21 protein-coding genes and 6 tRNA genes are annotated in these 21,812 nt (G+C 66.0%); 19 read left to right on the top strand and 8 right to left on the bottom strand.

All coding sequences use genetic code 11. The annotated features are described in order from the left end of the window. Positions 1-73: 73 nt before the first annotated feature. Together HQ354_RS23200 and HQ354_RS23195 are read right to left on the bottom strand one after the other, a co-directional pair. The gene (locus HQ354_RS23200; RefSeq protein ID WP_068424398.1) at positions 74-547 is read right to left on the bottom strand and encodes a TIGR02611 family protein; all 474 of its coding nucleotides are present in this window, start codon (positions 545-547) and stop codon (positions 74-76) included. Positions 548-648: 101 nt separating this feature from the next. Beyond that, a tRNA-Val gene (locus HQ354_RS23195) sits at positions 649-720 on the bottom strand. 249 nt (positions 721-969) lie between these two features. Here HQ354_RS23195 and HQ354_RS23190 point away from each other — a divergent pair. The 9 genes from HQ354_RS23190 to HQ354_RS23145 all read left to right on the top strand — a co-directional run bounded on the left by HQ354_RS23190 (position 970) and on the right by HQ354_RS23145 (position 3,523). Beyond that, positions 970-1,041 (top strand) — tRNA-Gly (locus HQ354_RS23190). A 53-nt stretch (positions 1,042-1,094) separates the two neighbouring features. Then, positions 1,095-1,165: transfer RNA gene (locus HQ354_RS23185), tRNA-Cys, on the top strand. A 9-nt stretch (positions 1,166-1,174) separates the two neighbouring features. Next, a tRNA-Val gene (locus tag HQ354_RS23180) sits at positions 1,175-1,249 on the top strand. 65 nt (positions 1,250-1,314) lie between these two features. Then, positions 1,315-1,386, top strand: a tRNA-Gly gene (locus HQ354_RS23175). Between the two features lie 46 nt (positions 1,387-1,432). Continuing rightward, a tRNA-Val gene (locus tag HQ354_RS23170) sits at positions 1,433-1,507 on the top strand. 114 nt (positions 1,508-1,621) lie between these two features. Then, complete coding sequence (locus HQ354_RS23165) at positions 1,622-1,852, top strand: hypothetical protein (RefSeq protein WP_114329647.1); 231 nt, start codon at positions 1,622-1,624, stop codon at positions 1,850-1,852. Beyond that, positions 1,845-2,522, top strand: coding sequence for an alpha/beta family hydrolase (locus HQ354_RS23160; RefSeq protein WP_114329649.1), 678 nt, complete (start codon positions 1,845-1,847; stop codon positions 2,520-2,522). The genes HQ354_RS23165 and HQ354_RS23160 overlap by 8 nt, the downstream gene beginning before the upstream one ends. Positions 2,523-2,543: 21 nt before the next feature. Next, positions 2,544-2,996 (top strand): ribosomal protein L7/L12, encoded by a 453-nt coding sequence (locus tag HQ354_RS25785; RefSeq protein ID WP_240931111.1) that lies wholly within the window; start codon positions 2,544-2,546, stop codon positions 2,994-2,996. Further along, on the top strand, positions 2,993-3,523 hold the full coding sequence (locus tag HQ354_RS23145; protein WP_167677006.1) for an N-acetyltransferase: 531 nt from the start codon (positions 2,993-2,995) through the stop codon (positions 3,521-3,523). The genes HQ354_RS25785 and HQ354_RS23145 overlap by 4 nt, the downstream gene beginning before the upstream one ends. Positions 3,524-3,560: 37 nt before the next feature. Here the strand turns inward: HQ354_RS23145 and zapE are convergent, their stop codons facing one another. Further along, entirely contained in the window at positions 3,561-4,577 is a 1,017-nt protein-coding gene (gene zapE, locus HQ354_RS23140; protein WP_114329653.1) for a cell division protein ZapE, read from the bottom strand. Positions 4,578-4,620: 43 nt separating this feature from the next. Between zapE and HQ354_RS23135 the strand changes: the two genes are divergently transcribed. The 6 genes from HQ354_RS23135 to HQ354_RS23110 are packed head-to-tail and all read left to right on the top strand — an operon-like array spanning position 4,621 to position 10,129. Next, complete coding sequence (locus HQ354_RS23135) at positions 4,621-5,421, top strand: pyrimidine reductase family protein (RefSeq protein WP_206030965.1); 801 nt, start codon at positions 4,621-4,623, stop codon at positions 5,419-5,421. Continuing rightward, positions 5,418-6,980, top strand: a complete 1,563-nt coding sequence (locus HQ354_RS23130; protein ID WP_068424413.1) for an alpha/beta hydrolase — start codon at positions 5,418-5,420, stop codon at positions 6,978-6,980. Before HQ354_RS23135 ends, HQ354_RS23130 begins: the two co-directional genes overlap by 4 nt. Before the next feature lie 60 nt (positions 6,981-7,040). After that, positions 7,041-8,333 carry a glycosyltransferase family 87 protein gene (locus tag HQ354_RS23125; RefSeq protein ID WP_308115101.1) on the top strand — a complete coding sequence of 431 codons (1,293 nt, stop codon included), beginning with the start codon at positions 7,041-7,043 and terminating at the stop codon, positions 8,331-8,333. 9 nt (positions 8,334-8,342) lie between these two features. Next, positions 8,343-8,780: a peptide-methionine (R)-S-oxide reductase MsrB gene (gene msrB, locus HQ354_RS23120; protein ID WP_068424416.1), complete on the top strand. Its 438-nt coding sequence runs from the start codon at positions 8,343-8,345 to the stop codon at positions 8,778-8,780. A 57-nt stretch (positions 8,781-8,837) separates the two neighbouring features. Next, positions 8,838-9,665: a polysaccharide pyruvyl transferase family protein gene (locus HQ354_RS23115; protein ID WP_222634097.1), complete on the top strand. Its 828-nt coding sequence runs from the start codon at positions 8,838-8,840 to the stop codon at positions 9,663-9,665. A 2-nt stretch (positions 9,666-9,667) separates the two neighbouring features. Next, positions 9,668-10,129 carry a MaoC family dehydratase gene (locus HQ354_RS23110; protein ID WP_167674270.1) on the top strand — a complete coding sequence of 154 codons (462 nt, stop codon included), beginning with the start codon at positions 9,668-9,670 and terminating at the stop codon, positions 10,127-10,129. Here the strand turns inward: HQ354_RS23110 and HQ354_RS23105 are convergent. The 5 genes from HQ354_RS23105 to hemE are packed head-to-tail and all read right to left on the bottom strand — an operon-like array spanning position 10,107 to position 16,233. After that, the gene (locus HQ354_RS23105) at positions 10,107-12,395 is read right to left on the bottom strand and encodes a molybdopterin-dependent oxidoreductase (RefSeq protein ID WP_222634220.1); all 2,289 of its coding nucleotides are present in this window, start codon (positions 12,393-12,395) and stop codon (positions 10,107-10,109) included. The two genes, HQ354_RS23110 and HQ354_RS23105, sit on opposite strands and share 23 nt — an antisense overlap. Before the next feature lie 34 nt (positions 12,396-12,429). Then, complete coding sequence (locus tag HQ354_RS23100; RefSeq protein ID WP_222634096.1) at positions 12,430-13,122, bottom strand: HAD family hydrolase; 693 nt, start codon at positions 13,120-13,122, stop codon at positions 12,430-12,432. Beyond that, positions 13,119-13,811, bottom strand: coding sequence for a hydrogen peroxide-dependent heme synthase (gene hemQ / locus HQ354_RS23095; protein ID WP_114329665.1), 693 nt, complete (start codon positions 13,809-13,811; stop codon positions 13,119-13,121). Before hemQ ends, HQ354_RS23100 begins: the two co-directional genes overlap by 4 nt. A gap of 5 nt (positions 13,812-13,816) precedes the next feature. Next, on the bottom strand, positions 13,817-15,172 hold the full coding sequence (locus tag HQ354_RS23090) for a protoporphyrinogen oxidase (protein WP_222634095.1): 1,356 nt from the start codon (positions 15,170-15,172) through the stop codon (positions 13,817-13,819). Continuing rightward, on the bottom strand, positions 15,169-16,233 hold the full coding sequence (gene hemE, locus HQ354_RS23085; protein ID WP_068425971.1) for a uroporphyrinogen decarboxylase: 1,065 nt from the start codon (positions 16,231-16,233) through the stop codon (positions 15,169-15,171). The genes HQ354_RS23090 and hemE overlap by 4 nt, the downstream gene beginning before the upstream one ends. A 148-nt stretch (positions 16,234-16,381) precedes the next feature. Here hemE and HQ354_RS23080 point away from each other — a divergent pair, with 148 nt between their 5' ends. The 4 genes from HQ354_RS23080 (at position 16,382) to HQ354_RS23065 (ending at position 21,671) form a co-directional block, all read left to right on the top strand. Further along, positions 16,382-16,981 (top strand): DUF3000 domain-containing protein, encoded by a 600-nt coding sequence (locus HQ354_RS23080; protein WP_068424428.1) that lies wholly within the window; start codon positions 16,382-16,384, stop codon positions 16,979-16,981. 42 nt (positions 16,982-17,023) lie between these two features. After that, positions 17,024-18,274 carry a ribonuclease D gene (locus tag HQ354_RS23075; RefSeq protein WP_222634094.1) on the top strand — a complete coding sequence of 417 codons (1,251 nt, stop codon included), beginning with the start codon at positions 17,024-17,026 and terminating at the stop codon, positions 18,272-18,274. Positions 18,275-18,345: 71 nt separating this feature from the next. Next, positions 18,346-19,569 carry an acetyl-CoA C-acyltransferase gene (locus HQ354_RS23070; RefSeq protein WP_068424430.1) on the top strand — a complete coding sequence of 408 codons (1,224 nt, stop codon included), beginning with the start codon at positions 18,346-18,348 and terminating at the stop codon, positions 19,567-19,569. Beyond that, complete coding sequence (locus tag HQ354_RS23065) at positions 19,566-21,671, top strand: 3-hydroxyacyl-CoA dehydrogenase NAD-binding domain-containing protein (protein WP_222634093.1); 2,106 nt, start codon at positions 19,566-19,568, stop codon at positions 21,669-21,671. The genes HQ354_RS23070 and HQ354_RS23065 overlap by 4 nt, the downstream gene beginning before the upstream one ends. Positions 21,672-21,812 lie beyond the last annotated feature (141 nt).

Below are 21,812 nucleotides of genomic sequence, written 5' to 3'. Positions count from 1 at the left end.
TCGCGGCCGGTGAGACCGATGACAGCCTATCGGCTGAACACCCGGTACTTACCGCCACACGTCCGCGGCGTGGCTACAGCGGACTGGACAGCCAGTTCCAGTCGAGGCCGAACCATCCACCGACGAGCGAGAACGTGCCGAGCAGCCACAGGGTCAGCAGCACGACGAGGGTCGTGAACAGCACCCCTATCCCTTTGACCACGAGCGACTGCCGCGAGAACCACTCCATGAACCGGTCGTAGTGCTTCCGGACGAATTTCAGCAGGCGGTGCGCCCACGTGAACTCGGACGCAAGGATGCCGAGGCCCGCGAACACGATCAGCCAACCGGGACCCGGATACGGGATGGCGAGAATACCGAGGGCGAGAACGACGACACCCAGGACACCGACCGCGATGCGGTAGGCGAAATCCACGGTCGGGTTGGCCGCGATCTTCTTGCGGAACCGACGACGCCGTTCGGCGACCTTGTCGAAGACACCGCCCTTGTCGTCGCGCGGCGCGTCGTCGCGCGGAGGGTTGTCGGTGCGGGCGTCGTCTGCGGTCACGGATACAGGCTACCGACGTCCGGCGACAGTGCCCGGACGACGCAAAAGCCCGGACGACGAAGAAGCCCCGCACGAGTACGTGCGGGGCTTCTTCGATTCTGTGGTCCCGGCTGGGATCGAACCAGCGACCTTCCGCGTGTGAAGCGGACGCTCTTCCACTGAGCCACGGGACCGAGGGGATCTCGTCGAACGAGGCAAAACAGTAACACGCGCCCCACGCATTCCCCGAATCGCCTCCGTACGCCCCCTCACCCCCGAACGGACGAGCGTGCATCACGGGATTCCCGCCCGCTCATTCATACCTATGTGCGTGGCGTGAAGGCCACACAGCTGTGCTGACGAGGCGATTTGTGAGTTCGCCAGAAGTTGGTCTAGTGTTTTCACCGCACCACGGAGAGGGCAACCGCCTCCGGGGAGCGAATGCGGATGTAGCGCAGTGGTAGCGCATCACCTTGCCAAGGTGAGGGTCGCGGGTTCGAATCCCGTCATCCGCTCGAGGCTGGAACATTCTCGTAGTTCAGGGCAATCGAAAGAACGCCTGGCCCATGGTGGAGTGGCCGAGTGGTGAGGCAACGGCCTGCAAAGCCGTGCACACGGGTTCGATTCCCGTCTCCACCTCGTAAGCTTGCGCGATTAGCTCAGCGGGAGAGCGCTTCCCTGACACGGAAGAGGTCACTGGTTCAATCCCAGTATCGCGCACCACGAAGAGGAACCCCGACATCTCAGTGCCGGGGTTCTTTTCGTCAGAGACCGAAACGGTTTCGCATGCGGATGTAGCGCAGTGGTAGCGCATCACCTTGCCAAGGTGAGGGTCGCGGGTTCGAATCCCGTCATCCGCTCGTCGTCGGCTGCACTCGTGCAGTTCGGCTATAGTTTCGAGAACCCGCGCGATTAGCTCAGCGGGAGAGCGCTTCCCTGACACGGAAGAGGTCACTGGTTCAATCCCAGTATCGCGCACCACGCAGAAGAACCCCGGACACCCCCGTGTCCGGGGTTCTTCTGCTTTTCGGTGGTGGCCGAGCCGCGCGCAGTGCACGCTGTAGGGGCAGCCCCCCGAACGGAAGGAGGCCCATCGTGGCCGACGACAAGCAGACGGGAAGCGACATCTCCGTCGACGAGGAAACCAAGCGACAGGCAGAGGAGCAGGTCGCCGGACTCGACGAACGATACGAACCAGGAGCAAGGCCCACGGTCGTACTCCCCGGGACCGACGGGATGGTCTCGGGAACAGCATTCGCCGACATCGTTGAGGACAACACGGGCACATCCGACGAGCCGAAGGTCGACGCGGGCACCGATGAGTGAACCGACCGAGGGTGTCGAGCTCGTCGACGACGACGTCCATGGTTTTCTCCACACCCCCGGTGGCGATCCGGTCGGCGCGCTCGCGCTCACGCACGGAGCAGGCGGCAACTGCGCCTCGTCACTGTTGGTCGACATCGCCACGCGGTGGTCGTCGGCCGGATTCGTCGTTCTCCGTTTCGACATGGCGTTCCGGCGTACCAAGCCGAAAGGCCCTCCACACCCGTCGAAGTCGGCCGACGATCGAGCAAGCATTCGACGAGCCACAGACAGGCTGGCCGACGTCGACGGCCCGCTGATCGCCGCCGGTCACTCCTACGGTGGCCGCCAGATGTCGATGCTCGCGGCCGAGCACGCGTGGGCGATCCAGGGCCTCGTTCTGCTGTCCTATCCCCTGCATCCGCCCGGGAAACCGGAGAAGGCCCGGACCGCCCATCTGCCCGACCTGACGGTCCCCACGCTGTTCGTCTCCGGCACCAAGGACCCGTTCGGAACCCCAGCAGAGCTGTCGGACGCGATCGCGCTCGTCCCCGCGCCGACGCAATTTCTCGACATCGACGGAGCAGGACACGATCTGTCCGCAGCGAAGCATCACACGGCCGAACGCACTCTCGAGGCAGCGTCGGAATTCTTCGCGCCGAACACGCGGGACCGGACGACGTCGCCCTCATAGTCGAATGTTCTACTTAGGGCTATGCCCACCTGGGGATGGTTCATCGTCGCACTCGTTCTCGTCGACACTGCGGTTCTCGCCGCATGGCTGTTGGCTCGTAAGGCACCGGGCAAGAATTCTGCGACGACCACGCAGATGATGCTGGCCGGTCTGGACGACCACGCGCGCAACGAGATCTACCGCCTCGTCGGCGAGAAGAAACAGATCAACGCGGTCAAACTGTTCCGAGAACGAACGGGCGCCGGCCTGAAGGAAGCGAAGGACATCGTCGACTCGGTGGGACGAGGAGAACCCCTTCCGACGCCGGGTACGTACACGCACGCCACGGGGCTCGACACCGGAGCGTGGGAAGACATCATTCCGAAACTCCGCACACTCAAGTCCGAAGGCAGAACCATCGCGGCGATCAAGCTGCTGCGTGCGCGCACCGGCCTGACGTTGCGTGAGGCCAAGGAAGCGGTGGACCGGCTGTGACCGTGACGGTGGGTGTGGCCGGTCTGTGGGAAGCGGAGCAATTGGCCGACGTCGCGGCCGTCACGTTCCCGTTGGCGTGCCCACCCGGGTCGACGCGAGAATCGATCGATGCGTTCGTCGCCGACGTCCTGTCACACGAACGCTTCGGCGACTACCTCAGCGATCCTGGGCGCACCATTCTCGCTGCGAGAGAGAACGATTCGGTCGTCGGATACGCCATGCTCGTACACGGCGACCCTGCCGACCCAGCGCTTGCCGCGGTCGTCGCGCACTCCCCCACGATGGAACTGTCGAAGCTGTACGTGCTTCCCGGTCACCATGGTGGCCAGGTGGCACGTGCACTCATGACGGCTGCCCTCGAGCACGCGTCGGCGACCGGATGTGCGGGAGTCTGGCTCGGCGTCAACCAGGAGAACACGCGGGCGCAACGCTTCTACGCCAAGAACGGCTTCGAGATCGTCGGCACCAAGACGTTCACCGTCGGCACCGAGGTGCACGACGATTACGTCATGGAACGCGCCCTCTGACCGGCGCCCTCTGACCGGCGCCCTCTGACCGGCGGCCTCAGCCGACGGCAGCGAAGCGCGACAGTGCCAGCAGACGCGACGTCGCGCGAAGGTACTTCTTCCGGTAGCCACCGGCCAGCATTTCCTCGGTGAAGATCTCGTCCAGCTTCGCGCCCGACGAGGTGACCGGGATGCTGGCGTCGTAGAGCCGGTCGGCGAGCACGACGAGCCGCAAAGCGATGGACTGATCCGCAGCGGGGTGCACGTTCTTCAGGAACACCGCGCTGACGCCGTCGAGCAATTTGCCGTACCGCGACGGGTGCAGCGTGCTGAGATGCGCGAGAAGCTCGTCGAAGTCGTCGAGCGTCGCGCCCTCGACCTGTGCCGCGCGCTCGACGAGTTCGGCTTCCGACGTCGGTTCGGGGGCAGGCGGCAGATCACGGTGGCGGTAGTCGGGACCGTCGACGCGAATGGTCTCGAAGATCGAACCGAGCTTCTTGATCTCGCGGAGGAAATCGGCGGCCGCGAAGCGGCCCTCTCCGAGCTGTCCCGGCAGCGTGTTCGACGTCGCGACGATCGAGACACCGCGCGCGGACAGCTCCGTCAGAAGCCGGGAGACGAGCATCGTGTCGCCCGGGTCGTCGAGCTCGAACTCGTCGATGCACAACACGCTGTGACTCGACAGCTCTTCGAGGGCCTTGTTGAAGCCGAGAGCGCCGACGACGTGAGTCAGCTCGACGAACGTGCCGAACGCCTTGGGCTCGGGCACGCTGTGGAAGATCGATGCGAGAAGGTGGGTCTTTCCGACACCGAAGCCGCCGTCGAGGTACAGGCCTGCACCCGTCGCAGGGGCCTTCTTGCCGAAGAGTCCGCGCTTTCCGCCCTTGCCACGAATCTTCGCGACCTTCTGCGAGAACGCCTCGGCCTTGGCGACCGCTTCGGCCTGACTCGGCTCGTTCGGGTCCGGAATGTACGAGGAGAAACTGACGTCGTCGAACATGGCTGGCGGGACCATCTGGGCGATCAGCTGATCGGACGGCACCACAGGATTGCGGTCGACAAGACGTGCAGGCATTGACTGAGCGTATCGACGTGTTCTCATCTACTTTGTGCGGCTACTGGATTTTGCGACCTACTTCACATCCGACAACGATCTCGCGTCCCGGGTCGGTGCCGAGCTCGACGACGACGAGCTTCGTCGCGCATATGCGTACCCAGGCGCTCTGACCAGGCCGTGGGTTCGCGTCAACTTCGTGTCGAGCGTCGACGGCGCGGTCAGCGCCGACGGAGTCTCCGCCGGTCTCGGCACGCCGTCGGACAAACGAGTGTTCGGTGCACTGCGTGCGCTGGCCGATGTCGTGGTGGTCGGTGCGGGCACCGTCCGCGCCGAGGACTACGGCGGTGTGCACCTGGCCGACGACGAACGCGAGCGTCGGATCGCGGCCGGACAGTCGCCGGTTCCGCGGATCGTCGTCGTGACGGCGTCTGCGTCGCTCGATCCGCAGTCACGGCTGTTCACGGACACCGAGGTTTCCCCGACCGTCGTGACCGCGTCGTCGTCCTCCCCCGAGGCTCGACGACGCCTCGAAGCAGCGGGCGCGCGCGTCGTCGTCGACGACGGTGACGTCACCCCGGCAGCCGTGACTGCCGAGCTCGAACGCGCCGGAGAGCGACGGGTTCTCCTCGAAGGGGGGCCGGGCCTGTTCGGAACTTTTCTCGACGACGACGCCGTCGACGAGATCTGCTCGACGGTCTCCCCGGTCGCCGTCGCCGGCTCCGCGGGACGCATCGCGCACTCGGAACACGCGTCCATGCGCGCCATGAACCGCGCCCACGTGCTGGCCGACGACGACGGCACGCTGCTGACGCGTTGGGTTCGGGCCCGAAATGCAGAGACCGGGCAGAATGAGGTGCCGTGACGCCGAAACGATCGATACTCGCCGTCGGTGTGGCCGTGGCGCTCTTCGGATCGGCCTGCGCGGCGGGCCCGTCCTCGCGGCCGGATGTGGCCGTCGAGCAGAATTCGCCGGGGCAACCCGACCAGTCGGAAGCGAACGACGAACCGCAGGTTCCCGAGCTCGAGAAGCCGGTCGACGACCTGGCGTGGAGGGACTGCACGCAGAGCACGCTCGACGCGTACGGCCTGACGCCTGCCACACCTGGTCTCGTTCTGGACTGTGCCGACTTCGAATCGCCGGTGGACGCGTCGGGACAGATGTTCGGCTCGTTCTCGGTCGGTGTGATGCGGGCGCGACTCGACCGCACGCCTGCCGACGCGCCTCCCCTCGTCCTGACGTCCGGTGCCGACCGTTCGTCGATGGCGACGCTTGCCGACATCGCGGCCGGTCAGAGCGGAACGCTGTTGGGCGCCAATCCGATCGTGGCGGTCGACAGACGGGGCATCGGACGGTCCACGGCGGTGGATTGCATCAAGATCGACACCCGCGAGGCGCTCGAGGGCCTCGGTCAGTTCTCGGCGGGCTCGGGTGACGCGGCAGACCGTGCCGTCGACGTCGGCCGCGAGGCGACCATCGAGTGCACTGATCTTCTCCAGCCCCAGGAGCTGGCGTTCGCGACGAGTTACGCAGCCGACGATCTGGACCAGCTGCGGATGGCATGGGGCGTCGACACCCTCGGCATCATCGGAACCGGTAACGGCGCATCGACGGCGTTGGCCTACGCCGCGCAGTATCCGGAACACGTTGCCCGGCTCGTCCTCGACTCGCCGACCGGTGTCGGCGTCGACCAGATGACGCTGGCGGAACAGAAAACGCAGGGACGTGAGGCGGCGTTCGCCGCGTTCGCGCTGCGATGCCGAGCTCTGCAGTGCTCCCTCGGCGACGCACCGCAGGACGCCGTCGCCGACCTCGTCGGACGCGCCGCTGCGGGTGACCTCGCGCCACTGTCGTCGCACGAAGTGCTCGACGGCATCGCGTACGCCCTCGCATCGTCTGCGCGCGACGCATCGCGCCGGGCGCTCGATCTGTCCGACACCCTGTCGGCCGCGCGATCCGGCGACGTCGGCCGGCTGCAACTGCTGGCGTCGCGCGCGCACGCTGCCTACGGCACGGACGGCCAGTTCGTCGCGCGCTGCACCGACGGCAGGCAATGGCCGTCGCCGCAGGTCGTTCGAGACGCAGGCGCCGCGTGGTCCGAGCGCTACCCCGTCTTCGGCACGGACGCGGCGCTGACGGCGCTGAGCTGCTCGTCGTGGCCGACTGCGCCGGCTGCCCCGCTGCCGTCCTCGCTGGACATTCCGGTTCTGTCGCTCAGCGGGTCCGGCGATCCGATGGTCGGCAACGCCGGGTTCGCCGGAGTCACGGGCCTCGTCGCCTCCACCGGTGCGCGTTCGGCGTCGATGACGTGGCAAGGCGCGGGCCACCCCGTCGTCGGCGGATCGGTGTGTGCGCAGACTGCGGTCGGCAACTACGCGCTCGACGCCGCACTCCCGCCCGACGGCAGCGCATGCCCCGCCTGAGCTCATGGGCTCGGGGTGTCCGACACAGCGACGACAGCCGGTCAAGGTACCGTTCTGCGCGTGTCACTTAGCTTTCTCGAGCCTCGAAACGGCCGGACCACCACAGATGTAATCAAGTTCGCACTGTGGCCGTTCGCCGTCATGATGGTGCTCAACCGCGTGCTCGTGCGCGCGGTCAACGGTGACATCACCGACGACTTCAACCCCGTCTACAAGGCGGCGTTGGCGTTCCTGAACCGGCAGCCCGTGTACACGGCGAACTTCGACTCCGTCGATCCCCACTACCTGTACCCACCGGGTGCGACGATGCTGCTGTCTCCGATCGCCGTCATCGACCCGGAACGCTCACGCTGGTTGTTCATCCTCGCCAGCACGATCGCGATCATCGCGGCGCTCTACATCTTGCTGCGGATCTTCGGGTACGGCCTGAATTCGGTTGCAGCCCCCGCGCTGCTCCTGGCGGCGTTCGCCAGCGAAACCGTGACGAACACCCTCGTGTTCACGAACTTCAACGGGTTCGTCCTGCTCGGCGAGATCGCGTTCGTCTACTTCCTGCTGAAGCGCAAGGACTTGACTGCCGGTGTCGCGATCGGTCTCACCATCGTCGTCAAACCGATTCTGGTGCCGCTGCTCATCATCCCGTTGATGACGAAGCAGTGGAAGGTGTTCGTCACCGCGGCGGCGATACCTCTGGTGTTCACTGCGATCGCGTGGCCGCTGTCGGTCGATCCGATGGACTTCGTTCGACGCACCGTCCCGTACCTGCTCGAATCGCGCGACTACTTCAACAGCGCCATCGTCGGAAACGGCCGTTACTACGGTCTGCCGGAGTGGATGATCTTCGGCCTCCGCGGAGTCCTCGGCGTCATGGTGCTCGTCTCGCTGTGGATCCTGTACCGCTACTGCCGCGAAGATCGTCTGTTCTTTATCGCTACGACGTCGGGTCTGGTCCTCACGGCCCACTGGCTGCTCGGCTCGCTGGGCCAGATGTACTACTCCATGATGCTGTTCCCGCTGCTGATGACGGTGGTGCTGAAGAATTCGGTGCTCAGGAACTGGCCCGCTTGGCTCGCGATCTACGGGTTCATGAGCTACGACCGATGGCTGTCCGGTCGCTTCTACACCACGGGCAGAGCGTTCGACTACATGCGGACGACGTTCGGGTGGAGCTTGCTGATCATCGTCATCTTCGGCGTGCTCGTCGGACGGTATTTCGCTGCACGCAGCGACGGCCGCCTGGATCGAGGAATCGAACCCGAATGGATCGAGGCCGAGAATCGTCGCATCGACGCGGAGGCAACCACGAACGGCGACCGAGCTGCGAAAACCGCACGGGCAACGGAATCGTATTAGCGTGGTGGCATGAGTTCAGCGACCGACAACAATTCCGTGCCCGCCGTCCAGCACACCGATGCGGAGTGGCGCGAGAAGCTCACTCCCGAGGAGTTCGCGGTGCTGCGGCAGGCCGGTACCGAACGGCCGTTCGTCGGCGAGTACACCGACACCAAGACCGAAGGCGTCTACAACTGCCGCGCCTGCGGAGCCGAACTGTTCCGCAGCACCGAGAAGTTCGAATCCCACTGCGGTTGGCCGTCGTTCTACGATCCCGCCGACAGCGACGCAGTCATCCTGAAGGAGGACAACTCGCTCGGTATGCGTCGTGTCGAGGTCGTCTGCAGGAACTGCCACAGCCACCTCGGGCACGTGTTCGAGGGTGAGGGCTACCCGACACCGACCGACCAGCGGTACTGCATAAACTCGATCTCGCTGACGCTGCAGCCCTCGACGAATCAGGAGTAGGTGCGGCTACGCCGGCTGCGAACCCTGTCGAACGTAAACCGACCTCATGGTCCTGTAGTGCAGTATCTTTATCGAGCGCCGAACTCGATCAAGACATTCTGGTGGCGCCAGCTCAAGGTCACCGGTATTCGCCCCAATTTCGGCGATGAACTGACGCCGGGCCTCGTCGACGCGCTCTTCAGTAAGAAGTGCTCGTGGAGACGCCCGAAGAACAGCGACATGACAGGAGCTGGTTCGACGCTGGAGATGGTCCAGTTGATGAACGCCCCCGACACGTTGAAGATCTGGGGTTCCGGTTTCATGCTGAAGGACGGGCTCGACGGCCGGATCTTCGACTTCCCGAGTTTCGACTTCTATGCCGTGCGCGGGTATCTCTCGTTGGAGCGCGTCAAGTCGGACCGTGAAGTGGCCGTGGGGGATCCGGGGCTCTTGGCGAGCAGGGTCTACCCACGTTCCACCTCCGTGGCCGGCCGAGTCGGCCTGGTCTACCACTGGATGCACAAGACCGACCCTGTTGTTCTCGCTCTTGCGCGCGACAAGAAGATCACACTGATCGACCCGTCTCGTAAGCCCGCCAAGGTCATCGCCGACATCACGTCGTGCGACTTCGTCATGTCCACGAGCCTGCACGGGTTGATCGTCGCCGACTCCTACGGCATTCCGAACGCGTGGATCGAGCTCGACCGGGAAATCGGCGGGGCCGGATACAAATTCGAGGACTACTACTCGGTGTTCGACGGGAAAGCCGTTCAACACTCGTCGGATCTCACACGGGATGATGACGAAATCGCCCGATTGCGAACCGAATACCGGCCGATCCCGAACCTGACGGAGATTCAGGACAATCTGATTGCTGCCTTCCCGTATCGCGAAGGCATAATGTGACCATGCGCACTTTTTCGTCAGCAGAGCAGTTGAAGGCCGCCGTCGGCGAGGATCTCGGGACCAGCGATTGGTTGCAGATCACCCAGGATCGGGTGAACACGTTCGCCGACGCGACCGGTGACCATCAATGGATTCACGTCGACGTCGAACGAGCGAAGAAGGAAAGTCCCTTCGGTGCACCGGTGGCGCACGGCTACCTCAGTCTGTCGCTGATCCCACTGCTCAATGCGGAGATCTACTCCGTGGAGAACGTGAAGCTCGGAATCAACTACGGATCCAACAAGGTTCGGTTCGTCAACCCCGTCACGGTGGGGTCGCACGTACGGCTGCAGACGACGCTGACGTCGGTCGACGACGTGGCCGCAGGCGCGGTACAGATCGTCACGACGCAGACGCTGGAGATCGAGGGCGTCGACAAGCCGGCTCTGGTCGCCGAGACCATCACCCGATTCGTGTTCGAGTAACGATCGTCGGCGGATCGAACGCCGTGATCGGCGGCAGCTCGCCGTCGTAGCGTTCGATCTGCACGAGGACGTGTTGGCCGGTACAACCGTGCGACAGCGACGACGCACCCACGTCTGCCGTCAGCACATTGGGATTGCCGTGCTTGCACATCGACGCCGTGTCCGACGGGTCCTCCGGGTCGTACCACGCACCCGTCGACAGCTGCACGACGCGCTCGAGCATCCCGTCGTCGACGACGACCCCGGCGAGACAGGAGCCACGGTCGTTGAACACACGCACGACGTCACCGTCGGCGACACCGTATGCCCCCGCCACGGCCGGGTGCAGTCGAATCGGCTCGCGGCCCTGCACTTTCGACGCCTGGCTCGTGGCGCCGTGGTCGAGCTGACCGTGCAGCCTCGTGCGCGGTTGGTTCGCGATGAGATGCAGCGGAAATGCTTCTGCGCGTTCGCCGTTCAGCCACTCGTCGGGTTCGTACCACGCCGGGTGTCCGACGCAGTCGTCGTACCCGAAGCCGTCGACGACCTCGGAGAAGATCTCTATTTTGCCGCTCGGAGTGCGAAGCGGCGCGGCGACCGGGTCCTTTCTGTAGTCCCCGAGCAGCGTCAGCCCGTCTTCGGTCGACATGCGGAACGAGCCGTCGACCCAGAAGTCGTCGAACGTCGGTGTCGTGACGCCCGCCGACGCGAGATAGCCCTGCCACTGTCGGTAGAGATGTCGGAGCCACTCCCCTGACGTCCGGCCCTCAGTGAATTCCTCTGCGACGCCTAACTTCTCGGCGACTGCGGCGAACGTGTCGTAGTCGTCGCGCGCGTCGGCGAAACGGGGTACGGCCGGGTGCATCGCGACGAGAAGCGGGTCGTTGCGAGTGCAACTGATGTCGCTGCGTTCGAGCGACGTCGTCGACGGGACGACGATGTCGGCGTGTTTCGCCATCGGCGTCCAGTACGGATCGTGCACGACGATCGTGTCCGGACGTGCCAGCGCACGCCGAAGCCGTCCGATGTCTTGGTGGTGATGGAACGGATTGCCGCCTGCCCAGTGGACGAGCTTGATGTCCGGATAGGTCAGACGCCGGCCGTTGTAACGACATTCGTCACCTGGGTGCAGCAGCATGTCCGAGACCGCCGCGACGGGAACGAACGTCGACACCGGGTTGATCCCTTGCGGCAGCGTCGGCAGCGGATACGGTACCGGGGCGAGTCCTGGTTCGTTCATCGATCCGTACCCGTGGCCGAATCCGCCCCCGGGAATACCGATCTGGCCGAGCATCGACGCCAGCGTCAGCCCCATCCACGGCGCCTGCTCACCGCTCTTGACGCGCTGCAGCGACCACGTGACCGTCACCAGGGTTCGATGCGACGCCATCTCGCGCGCGAGATCCACGATGGTCTGCTCTGCAAGACCCGAGATGCCCGATGCCCAGGCAGCCGATTTCGGTATACCGTCGCTGTGCCCCAACAGATATCGCTCGAACCTGTCGTAGCCGGTGCAGTACGTGTCGAGAAACGCTGTGTCGTGCAGATTCTCGGTCGCCAGCACGTGGGCGAGACCCAGCATGACGGCGACGTCGCTGCCGGGAATGGGAGCCAACCACGTTGCGGCGCCGGTCATGTCGTCACGGAGCGGGCTGATCGTGACGATCTTGCCGCCACGAGCACGCAGCGCGGTCAACGCATCCTGGGTCGGGTGATTCGATGTGCCGCCGTGGTTGATGGAGGTGTTCTTCACCGGGACACCGCCGAACGCGACCAGCAGATCGGTGTTCGCGGCGATGACGTCCCAGGATGTGGAGCGCGAGAACATCTTCCAGTGTGCACCGACGACGTGCGGCATGATCACGCTCGTCGCGCCGGTCGAGTAGCTGTCGACCGAACGCGTGTAGCCGCCGAGACAGTTCAAGAAGCGGTGAACCTGGCTCTGCGCGTGATGGAATCGGCCCGCGCTGGCCCATCCGTAGGAGCCGCCGTAGATCGCCTCGTTCCCGAATGTGTCGACGACGCGCCGGAGCTCGGTCGCCAGCAGACCGGTGAGTTCGTCCCAGGACACCGCGACGAACTCGTCGTTGCCCCGACGATCGCACGGACCAGGGCCGTTCTCCAGCCATCCACGCCGCACCGCGGGCCCGGCGATACGCGAGCGGTGACGCACCGAACCTGGGATGTTCCCCAGTACCGGCGACGGATTCGCATCGTTCCGGTCCGGGTGGACCCCGGTGACTTCGCCGTCGGCCGCCGAGGCACGGAACATGCCCCAGTGGGCCATGTGCTGCGCGGCACCCTCGACGCTCACCTCGGGGTCAGAGTCCGTAGCGAGCAAGCGCGTCGCGCAGCGCGGTGGGACGTTCGGCCGTCGGACGCGGCTCGACCAGCGCGAACGAACATCCGATGGCCGTCGCAGCGCCGTCGGCTTCCTCGCTGTCGCCGACCATCAACGTCCGAGCCGGATCGACGCCGAGCGCCTGCGTCGCGTGCTGGAAGATTCCCGGCCGAGGTTTGACGACGCCGACCTCGTAGCTGAGGACGAATTCCGTCACGTACTTGTCGATCCCCAGCGCCTCGAACGCCGGCCGGATGTCGAACGCGATGTTGCTGAGCACCGCGACGGGAACGGACCGACTCGCAAGCGATTCGAGCACGTCGGCGGTGTCGGGATACGGCGTCCAGCAGGAGGGATCGATGACGCGTCCGTAGACGGACTCCGCCTGAGAGGCCTCGGTGACACCCGACTCGCGCAATACGTGCAGGTACGCCTGACGGTGCAGCGCCGGATCGAGATCGCGGTTCTGCCAGGCATGCCGCGACACGTCGTCGAACTCCACGACCTCGCCGACGGGGGCAGTCATCCGGCGCATCAGCTCGGCGACGTGATGCCCGTCGAGGGGCGACCCGTCGGGACGCGTCACTCCGTCGAACCAGGAATCGTCCTCGTCGAGTCGGAACAGCGTTCCGGAGAAGTCGAAAATGACCGCCTGGATCTCGCGTTCCGTCACGGCAGCGAGGCCACGAGGGTCTCGATGTCGACACGAGGTCCGGTGAAGAACGGCGTTTCCTCGCGCACGTGCCGCCGCGCTTCGGTGGCACGCAGGTCGCGCATCAAATCGACGATGCGGTCGAGCTGTGGCGCTTCGAAGGCCAGGATCCACTCGTAATCACCGAGCGCGAACGCGGGCACGGTGTTGGCGCGGACGTCCGCATAGCCGCGTGCAGCCTTGCCGTGATCGGCGAGCATGGTCCTGCGTTCCTCGTCGGGCAGCAGGTACCAATCGATGGACCGGACGAACGGGTACACGCAGATGTACGCGCCCGGCTCCTCGCCCGCGATGAACGACGGCACGTGGCTCTTGTTGAATTCGGCAGGCCGGTGCAGCGACGAGTTGCTCCACACCGGCGTGCTCGCGCGACCCAACGCCGTGGTGCGACGGAAGTCCGAGTACGTCGCCTGCAGGTCCTCGATACGCTCTGCGTGCGTCCAGACCATGAAGTCGGAGTCGGCCCGCATGCCCGCGATGTCGTAGATGCCGCGGACGACGACGTCCTCACCGCGGTTCTCGAAGAACGATCGCGCCTCTTTCGCAGCGTCCTCGCGGTCCTCACCCAGGACTCCGGGCGTGACCTTGTACACCGAGAACATCGAATAGCGAAGAGTCGAGTTGAGCGCTTGATAGTCGAGGCGTGCCATGGGCTCTATCGTGCCACTTCGCATATGGCCGCGGCCGCCCTGGTGGCGGACGCGACACACGCGGGCACACCGACGCCGTTGCTCCACGCGCCTGCGACGGCCACCCCGTCGACGTCCTCGACAGCCGAGAAGATCGCGGCGACGCGATCGAGATGCCCCGGCGCGTACTGCGGCAGTCCCCCGCGCCATCGCTGGACGACGCTCGACGACGGGTCGATCTCGATGCCGGTCACGCGCCGTAGATCCTGACGCGCAACATCGATCAGCGTGTCGTCCGTCCAGTCGAGCGCCCTGGTGTCACCGAATCGACCCAACGACGCACGAACCAGCGAGACCGACCGGTCGGCGAGGTGCCCCCATTTGCGACTCGACAGCGTGAACGCCTTGGTCTCGAGACCTGCGTCCGTCGCCACGAGTACACCCGAGTTGTCGGGTAGTTCGGCGTCCGACGGAAGTGCCATCGCGACGACCGCGGCCGATGCGAGTTCGATGTCGGCCGCGGCTGCCGACGCCTCGGGCACGGCAGCGGAGAGAATGGTTGCGAGCGCGGGCGCCGGAACTGCGAGAACGACGGCGTCGACCTCGCCGATCGGGTCGACATCCCAACCGCCGGACGTCCGACGGAGAGACGTGACCGCGGTCCCGAGGACGATGCGCGCGTCCGCGGCAGCGACGAGCGCGTCGATCAGAACACCGTAGCCGTCACGCAGTGCACCGAAGACCGGCCCTGCGCTCGGCGGCGGTATTGCTGCGGCGACCGCCGCGGTGAGACTCGTCGCCGAATCGTCCAGTGCCGCAGCCAGAGTCGGGAGCGCAGCGCGTACACCGATCGACGCGGACAGGCCCGAGTACACACCGCCGAGCAGCGGATCGACCGATCGGTGCAGCACCTGCTCACCGAACCGTCCGCCCACCAGCTCGGCGACACTGACGTCCGTGTGTCGATTCCACTGCAGCGGGGTTTCGGGCTCTGCCTCGATGGCGCGCACGGTCGCGTCGTCGACGAGTCCCACGACCGACGACGCGGACGCCGGGATGCCCATCAGCGTGCCGCCGGGCAACGGATGCAGCGCGTTCTGCGAGTAGATCAGTGGCCGCTTGCCTGCGGGGTGCACGAGCTGGCTCGCGAGACCCAGCTCCTCCATCAGGGCGGGAATCTCGGGTCGACGACCGATGAACGCCTCGGCCCCGACGTCGAGAGGGCCGTCTTCGAGGTGCACCGTCCGCAGCGTGCCACCGAGCCGATCCGACCCTTCGACGACGGTGACGACGGCGTCCGGACCGAGCGTCGAACGCAGCCGATACGCCGCGGTGAGACCGGTGATACCGCCGCCGACGACCGCTACCCGCCGCACGGTCACAGCGAATGCACCAGCTCCACGACGCGAGTCAGCACGTCCGGGTCGGTGTCCGGCAGCACGCCGTGTCCGAGGTTGAACACGTGCCCGGTGGCGCCGGCCGCCACGGCACGATCCGCCTCGCCGGCGATGCGTCGCACCTCGGATTCGACGGCGTCCCAGCCTGCGAACAGCACGGCGGGATCGAGGTTGCCCTGCAACGCTTTTCCGGGGCCGACGCGTCGGACGGCGTCGTCGAGCGGGATGCGCCAGTCGACGCCGACGACGTCCGCACCTGCCTCGCCCATCGCGCCCAGTAGTTCACCCGTGCCGACGCCGAAGTGGATCTTGGGAACGCCCGCCGCGCTGACGGCGTCGAACACCTTGGTCGAGTGCGGAAGCACGAATTCGCGGTAGTCGGCCAGCGACAGTGCGCCGGCCCAGGAGTCGAACAGCTGCAGGGCATCGATGCCCGCGTCGATCTGAGCCTGCAGGAACGTGATCGTGGTGTCCGCGAGGGTGTCGAGGAGTGCATGCCACGTCGCGGAATCCGAACGCATCAGCGCCTTGGTCTTCTCGTGGTTGCGGCTCGGACCACCCTCGACGAGGTACGACGCCAGTGTGAACGGCGCGCCGGCGAACCCGATGAGGGCGGTCTGCCCGAGCTCCTCGGTCAGCAACGTCACTGCCTTCGCCACCGGCTCGACCTGCTCGCTGTGCAGCGTGGGCAGCGCGGCGACGTCCGCCGCCGAACGCACCGGATTCGCGACGACCGGGCCGGTGCCGGCGACGATGTCGAGATCGATACCCGCAGCCTTGAGCGGAACGACGATGTCGGAGAACAGAATTGCCGCATCGACGTCGTGGCGACGCACCGGCTGCATCGTGATCTCGGCGACGAGCGCCGGATCGAAGCACGAGTCGAGCATTCCGATACCGGCACGAATCTTCCGGTACTCGGGAAGCGAACGTCCTGCTTGTCGCATGAACCAGACAGGTCGTCGCGACGCCTTCCTTCCGGCGGCGGCCGCCAGAAGAGGGGCGTCGGGCAGCTGGCGACGGGTCGAAGGCGTGTCGTTGTTCATCGCCGTCCATGCTGCCACGCGGCGGCGACACTTCCTTCATGCAGGTACGCCACGGTTTCGGGTCACGCGAACGAACCAGAAGCGACATTTGTTCCGAATCGGCGCGCCTCCGACGCCGAAATACGTGAGAAGTCTAACGTCCGGAGTCGTGACCAAACCCGGACCCTCTGCCGAGCCTGCGCCGTTTCGATCGGCGATCGAGGCGATGCACCGGGCCGTCGTGCACCCGGCGATCGAGATCGGGCCGATCCGGCCTCCGCAGCGTCTTGCCCCCTACAGCTATGCAGTGGGCGCCGAGGTGCAACAGCAGGCGCGCGAGAACACCGACGAGCAGTTCGACGGCGACGCATTCGGCCGATTGATCCTGCTGTACGACCCCGACGGGGACGAAGCCTGGAACGGCACGATGCGTCTCGTGGCCTACATCCAGGCCGACGTCGACGAATCGCTCGCGTCGGACCCCCTTCTCCCCGAGGTCGGATGGAGCTGGCTCGTCGACGCGCTCGAGAGTCGATCGGAGCCGCTGACCGCGCTCGGGGGCACGGTGACGTCCACCAGCTCGGTGCGCTACGGCGACATCGCCGGCCCACCGAAGGCTCACCAGCTCGAGCTGCGCGCGTCGTGGACGGCGACGTCGATCGAGTTGGCATCGCACGTCGAAGCGTTCTGCGAAGTGCTGGCGTACGCCGCCGGATTGCCGCCGGCAGGCATCACCGAGCTGAAGGGACGGGACGCGAGCCGCACGTAGCGCGGTACGCAGGTCACTCGTGAGGGCCTAGAGTCTCCTCTCATGTCAGTGACCAGTTCCGACGACTCCTCGGACACACCGAACCCGGTACCTCTGCTCGCCCCGGCCGACGGTGTGCCCGACGTCGTCACGACGGCCGACGGTGTACGCGCGGCTGCCGAACTGCTCGCGGGCGGCGACGGACCACTGGCAGTCGACGCGGAACGCGCGTCGGGATTTCGCTACTCGCAACGCGCCTACCTGCTTCAGTTCCGACGACGTGGTGCGGGGACGGTGCTGCTCGATCCGATCCCGGTCGCCGACGCTCTCGCTCCCCTCGCCGAGGTCGTCAATCCGCTCGAATGGGTGTTGCATTCGGCCGACCAGGATCTACCGGGCCTCGCCGAACTCGGCCTCGTGCCTGCCTCTCTCTACGACACCGAGCTCGCGGGCCGTCTCGCGGGATTCGAACGCGTCGGGCTCGGTGCCATCGTCGAGCGGATGCTCGGTCTGTCGTTGCAGAAGGGCCACGGCGCAGCCGACTGGTCGACGCGTCCACTGCCCGAGACGTGGCTGAACTACGCCGCTCTCGACGTCGAGGTCCTCGTCGAACTGCGCGATGCGATGGCTGCGGAACTGGAACGTCAGGGCAAGACCGAATGGGCTCGTCAGGAATTCGAGCACATCCTCACTCTCGGACCGCCCAAGCCGAAGGGCGATCGGTGGCGCAAGACGTCGGGCATCCACTCCGTGAAGTCACCGCGCGTGCTCGCCGCGGTGCGTGAGCTGTGGCAGACACGCGACGGGGTCGCGCACCGTCGCGACCTCGCGGCCGGCCGCGTCCTTCCGGACTCCGCGATCATCTCCGCGGCGACCGCAGACCCCAAGACCGAGAGCGAACTACGCGCCCTTCCGGTGTTCGGCGGTCCGCGTCAACGCAGGTCGACGCGTCTGTGGCTGAGCGCGCTCGAGCGTGCGCGCTCTCTGGACGCGCGTGACCTGCCACCCAAGACGCTTCCGTTCGACGGTCCGCCGCCGCCGAGTCGGTGGGCCCGCAAGGACCCCGACGCGGCCGACCGCCTCTCCGCTGTGCGTGCTGCGATGTCGGAGTTGAGCGAGAACGTGTCGGTGCCCGTCGAGAACCTTCTGATGCCGGATCAGTTGCGCCGTCTGGTCTGGGACTGGCAACCGTCGGACGACGCCGCGTCGTTCGAGTCGAGACTCACGGAAGCAGGCGCCCGGCCGTGGCAGCGTGAGCTGGTCGTTCCCGTCCTCGTCGAGGCACTGACCCCTCCTCAAGTTACCGACCGGTAATACCGGCTACAGTGGGGGCATCCCGGCGTCGGCCGGGCAAGAACGTCCGCATCAGTCGGGAGGATCGAAGCGTGTCTGTACCCGCGTCCAACTCACAGCGGAATGTCGTGTTCGTCGACGGCATCCGCACCCCGTTCGGCAAAGCAGGCCCCAAGGGCATCTACGCCGACACCCGCGCCGACGACCTCGTCGTCAAGGCCATCCGCGAGCTGCTCCGCAAGAATCCGAATCTGCCGCCCGAGCGGATCGACGAGGTCGCCATTGCTGCGACCACCCAGACCGGCGATCAGGGACTGACCATCGGTCGTACCTCGGCACTTCTCGCCGGACTCCCCCGCAGCGTCCCCGGATTCGCGATCGACCGCATGTGCGCCGGCGCGATGACGTCGGTCACCACGACCGGCTCGGGCATCGGCTTCGGCCAGTACGACGTCGTCATCGCCGGCGGAGTCGAGCACATGGGACGGCACCCGATGGGCGAGGGCGTCGACCCGAACCCGCGCTTCCTCGCCGACAAGCTCGTCGATCCGAGCGCCCTCGTCATGGGCAACACGGCCGAGAACTTGCACGATCGCTTCCCGTCGATCACCAAAGATCGTACCGACGCCTACGCCGCCGCGAGCCAGGAGAAGTACGACGCCGCGAAGAAGGCCGGCTTCATCGCCGACACGCTCGTACCCGTCGCGACCAAGTCCGCCGCAGGCTGGGGCCTGGCGACCGAGGACGAGCCGCCTCGCCCCGGCACCACCGTGGAGGATCTCGCGAAGCTGAAGACGCCGTTCCGTCCCGCGGGGCGCGTCACCGCCGGCAACGCCGCAGGCCTGAACGACGGGGCCACCGCCGCGATCCTGGCAGGCGAGGACACGGCCCACGAGTTGGGCCTGAACGTCGGCATGCGGATGGTCGGCTTCTCCTTCGCAGGCGTCGATCCTGCTGTGATGGGCATCGGTCCGGTCCCGGCCACCGAGAAGGTGCTCGCACGGACGGGCCTCGGCATCGACGACATCGGCCTGTTCGAGATCAACGAGGCGTTCGCCGTCCAGGTTCTGGCGTTCCTCGAGCACTACGGCATCGCCGACGACGACCCCCGCGTGAACAAGTGGGGTGGCGCGATCGCGTGCGGTCACCCACTCGCCTCGTCGGGCGTGCGACTGATGACGCAGCTGAGCCGTCAGTTCGCGCAGCAGCCGGAGGTCCGCTACGGCCTGACGACCATGTGCATCGGTCTCGGCATGGGCGGAACCGTCATCTGGGAGAACCCGAACCACGCCGATTACTCAGGAGCTTCCAAATGAGCGACATCACCACGGCGTTCACGGACGAGGTAGTCACGAACGCGTTCACCAAGCTCGTTGCCGTCCCTGGTCTCGACGGCCCGATCGCACTGGTGACGTTGGACAACGGCTACGACCACACCAAGCCGTCGACGTTCGGTCCCGGCGGACTGACGCAGCTCGACGCGGCCCTCGACGAGGCGTTCGCGGCAAACCCGGTTGCCATCGCGGTCACCGGCAAGCCGTTCATCTTCGCCGTCGGCGCGGATCTCAACGGCGTACCGAACATCGAGACCAAGGATGAGGCGCTGCAGATCGGGCAGCTCGGCCACAAGGTGTTCCGACGCCTGCGCGAGTCCGAGATTCCGACGTTCGCGTTCATCAACGGCGCAGCATTGGGTGGCGGCCTCGAGGTCGGTCTGCACTCGCACTACCGCACGGTCGCCGACAACGCAGCGGCACTGGGCCTTCCGGAGGCCTTCCTCGGCCTCGTTCCCGGCTGGGGCGGAACTCAGTTGCTGCCCAACATCATCGGTGCATCGAACGCGGTCACGGTGATCATCGAGAACTCGCTCAACCAGAACCGCACCCTGAAGCCGCAGCAGGCGCTGGACCTCGGCATCGCCGACGTCGTGCTCGGCGGGGCGGACTTCATCGAGCAGTCCCTCGCATGGGCCGCACAGGTCGTCAAGGGCGAGATCACCCCGGCACGCCCGGACATCGATCGCGGCCAGGCATGGGACGACGCCGTCGCCCGAGCCAAGGGAATCGTCGCAGGCAAGACCGGCAACTTCGCACCGGGACCGGTCGCTGCCGTCGAGCTCATCGAGCTCGCCAAATCGACGGACATCACCGACTCGACGTCGCTCGACACGGCATTCGCCGCCGAGGACGAAGCGTTGTCGACGCTTCTCGTCAAGGACGAGTTGCGCGCAGGCCTGTACGCGTTCGACCTGGTGCAGAAGCGCGCGAAGCGTCCGGCGGGCGCACCAGACAAGTCGTTGGCGCGCAAGATCTCCGGCGTCGGCATCGTCGGTGCGGGTCTGATGGCCAGCCAGCTGGCTCTGCTGTTCGTACGCCAGCTGAAGGTGCCGGTCATCCTCACCGACATCGATCAGGAGCGCATCGACAAGGGCGTCGGCTACGTCCACGACGAGATCGACAAGCTTCTCGGCAAGAAGCGCCTGTCCCCCGACGCCGCGAACCGCCTGAAGGCGTTGGTGTCCGGATCCATCGACAAGGCTGCGTTCGCGAAGACCGACTTCGTCATCGAGGCCGTGTTCGAGAACCTGGACGTGAAGAAGAAGGTCTTCGCCGAGGTCGAGGAGTTCGTCTCTCCGGAAACGATTCTCGCGACCAACACGTCGTCGCTGTCGATCACGAAGATGGCTGCCGACCTGTCGCACCCCGAACGCGTCGTCGGCTTCCACTTCTTCAATCCCGTTGCCGTGCTTCCACTTCTGGAGGTCGTCAAGGGCGAGAAGACCGACGATGCCACGCTCGCAACGGCGTTCGCGACGGCCAAGACGCTCAAGAAGTCCGCGGTACTGTCCGCCGACCTTCCTGGCTTCGTGTTCAACCGACTCGTGACGCGTGCGTCGGGCGAGATCATCGCCGCCATCGACGAAGGCACCCCGTTCGAGGTCGCCGACGGTGCCGTCGGTGAACTCGGCATGCCGATGAGCCCGCTGACGCTGCTCGGACTCGTCGGACCTGCCGTGGCGTTGCACACTGCCGAGACGCTCGGCGAGGCGTACCCGGATCGGTTCAAGGACTCCGCAGGTTTCCGCGCACTCGTCGACGCCAAGAAGCCCGGCGTGTGGACCTGGGGACCGGAAGGCCAGGTCGTCGACCCCGAGGTCGCCGCGCTGTGGCCGCAGGGTGATTCGCCCTCGACTGCCGAAGAGGTGCTCGACCGGACGCGTCGGGCCTTCGCCGACGAGATCCGCATCATGCTCGACGAGGGCGTCGTCGCAGCACCCGAGGACATCGATCTCTGCCTGCTCCTCGGTGGTGGATTCGGATTCTGGAACGGCGGCATCACGCCGTACCTCGACCGCACCGGAACGTCGGAAGCGGTGACCGGCAAGCGTTTCCTGGCTCCGGGCGTCGCCAGCGTGTAGCTGCGGCGTAGCCACCCGTGATGCTCCTATGAGTGTCAACTGCGGATTTTCTGTGTGAGTAGTTGGAACATTTCGCGGGCGACGGCTCGTTTGAGGCAGCGGATGATGTCGCGTTTGCTTTTGCCTTGGGCGAGTCGTTTG

The sequence above is a fragment of the Rhodococcus sp. BP-261 genome (assembly GCF_019835205.1).
In the GTDB taxonomy this organism is placed as follows: domain Bacteria; phylum Actinomycetota; class Actinomycetes; order Mycobacteriales; family Mycobacteriaceae; genus Rhodococcoides; species Rhodococcoides kyotonensis_B.
Note: the sequence above shows the minus strand (reverse complement) of the source record. Positions and strands in the feature narration are given on the sequence as shown.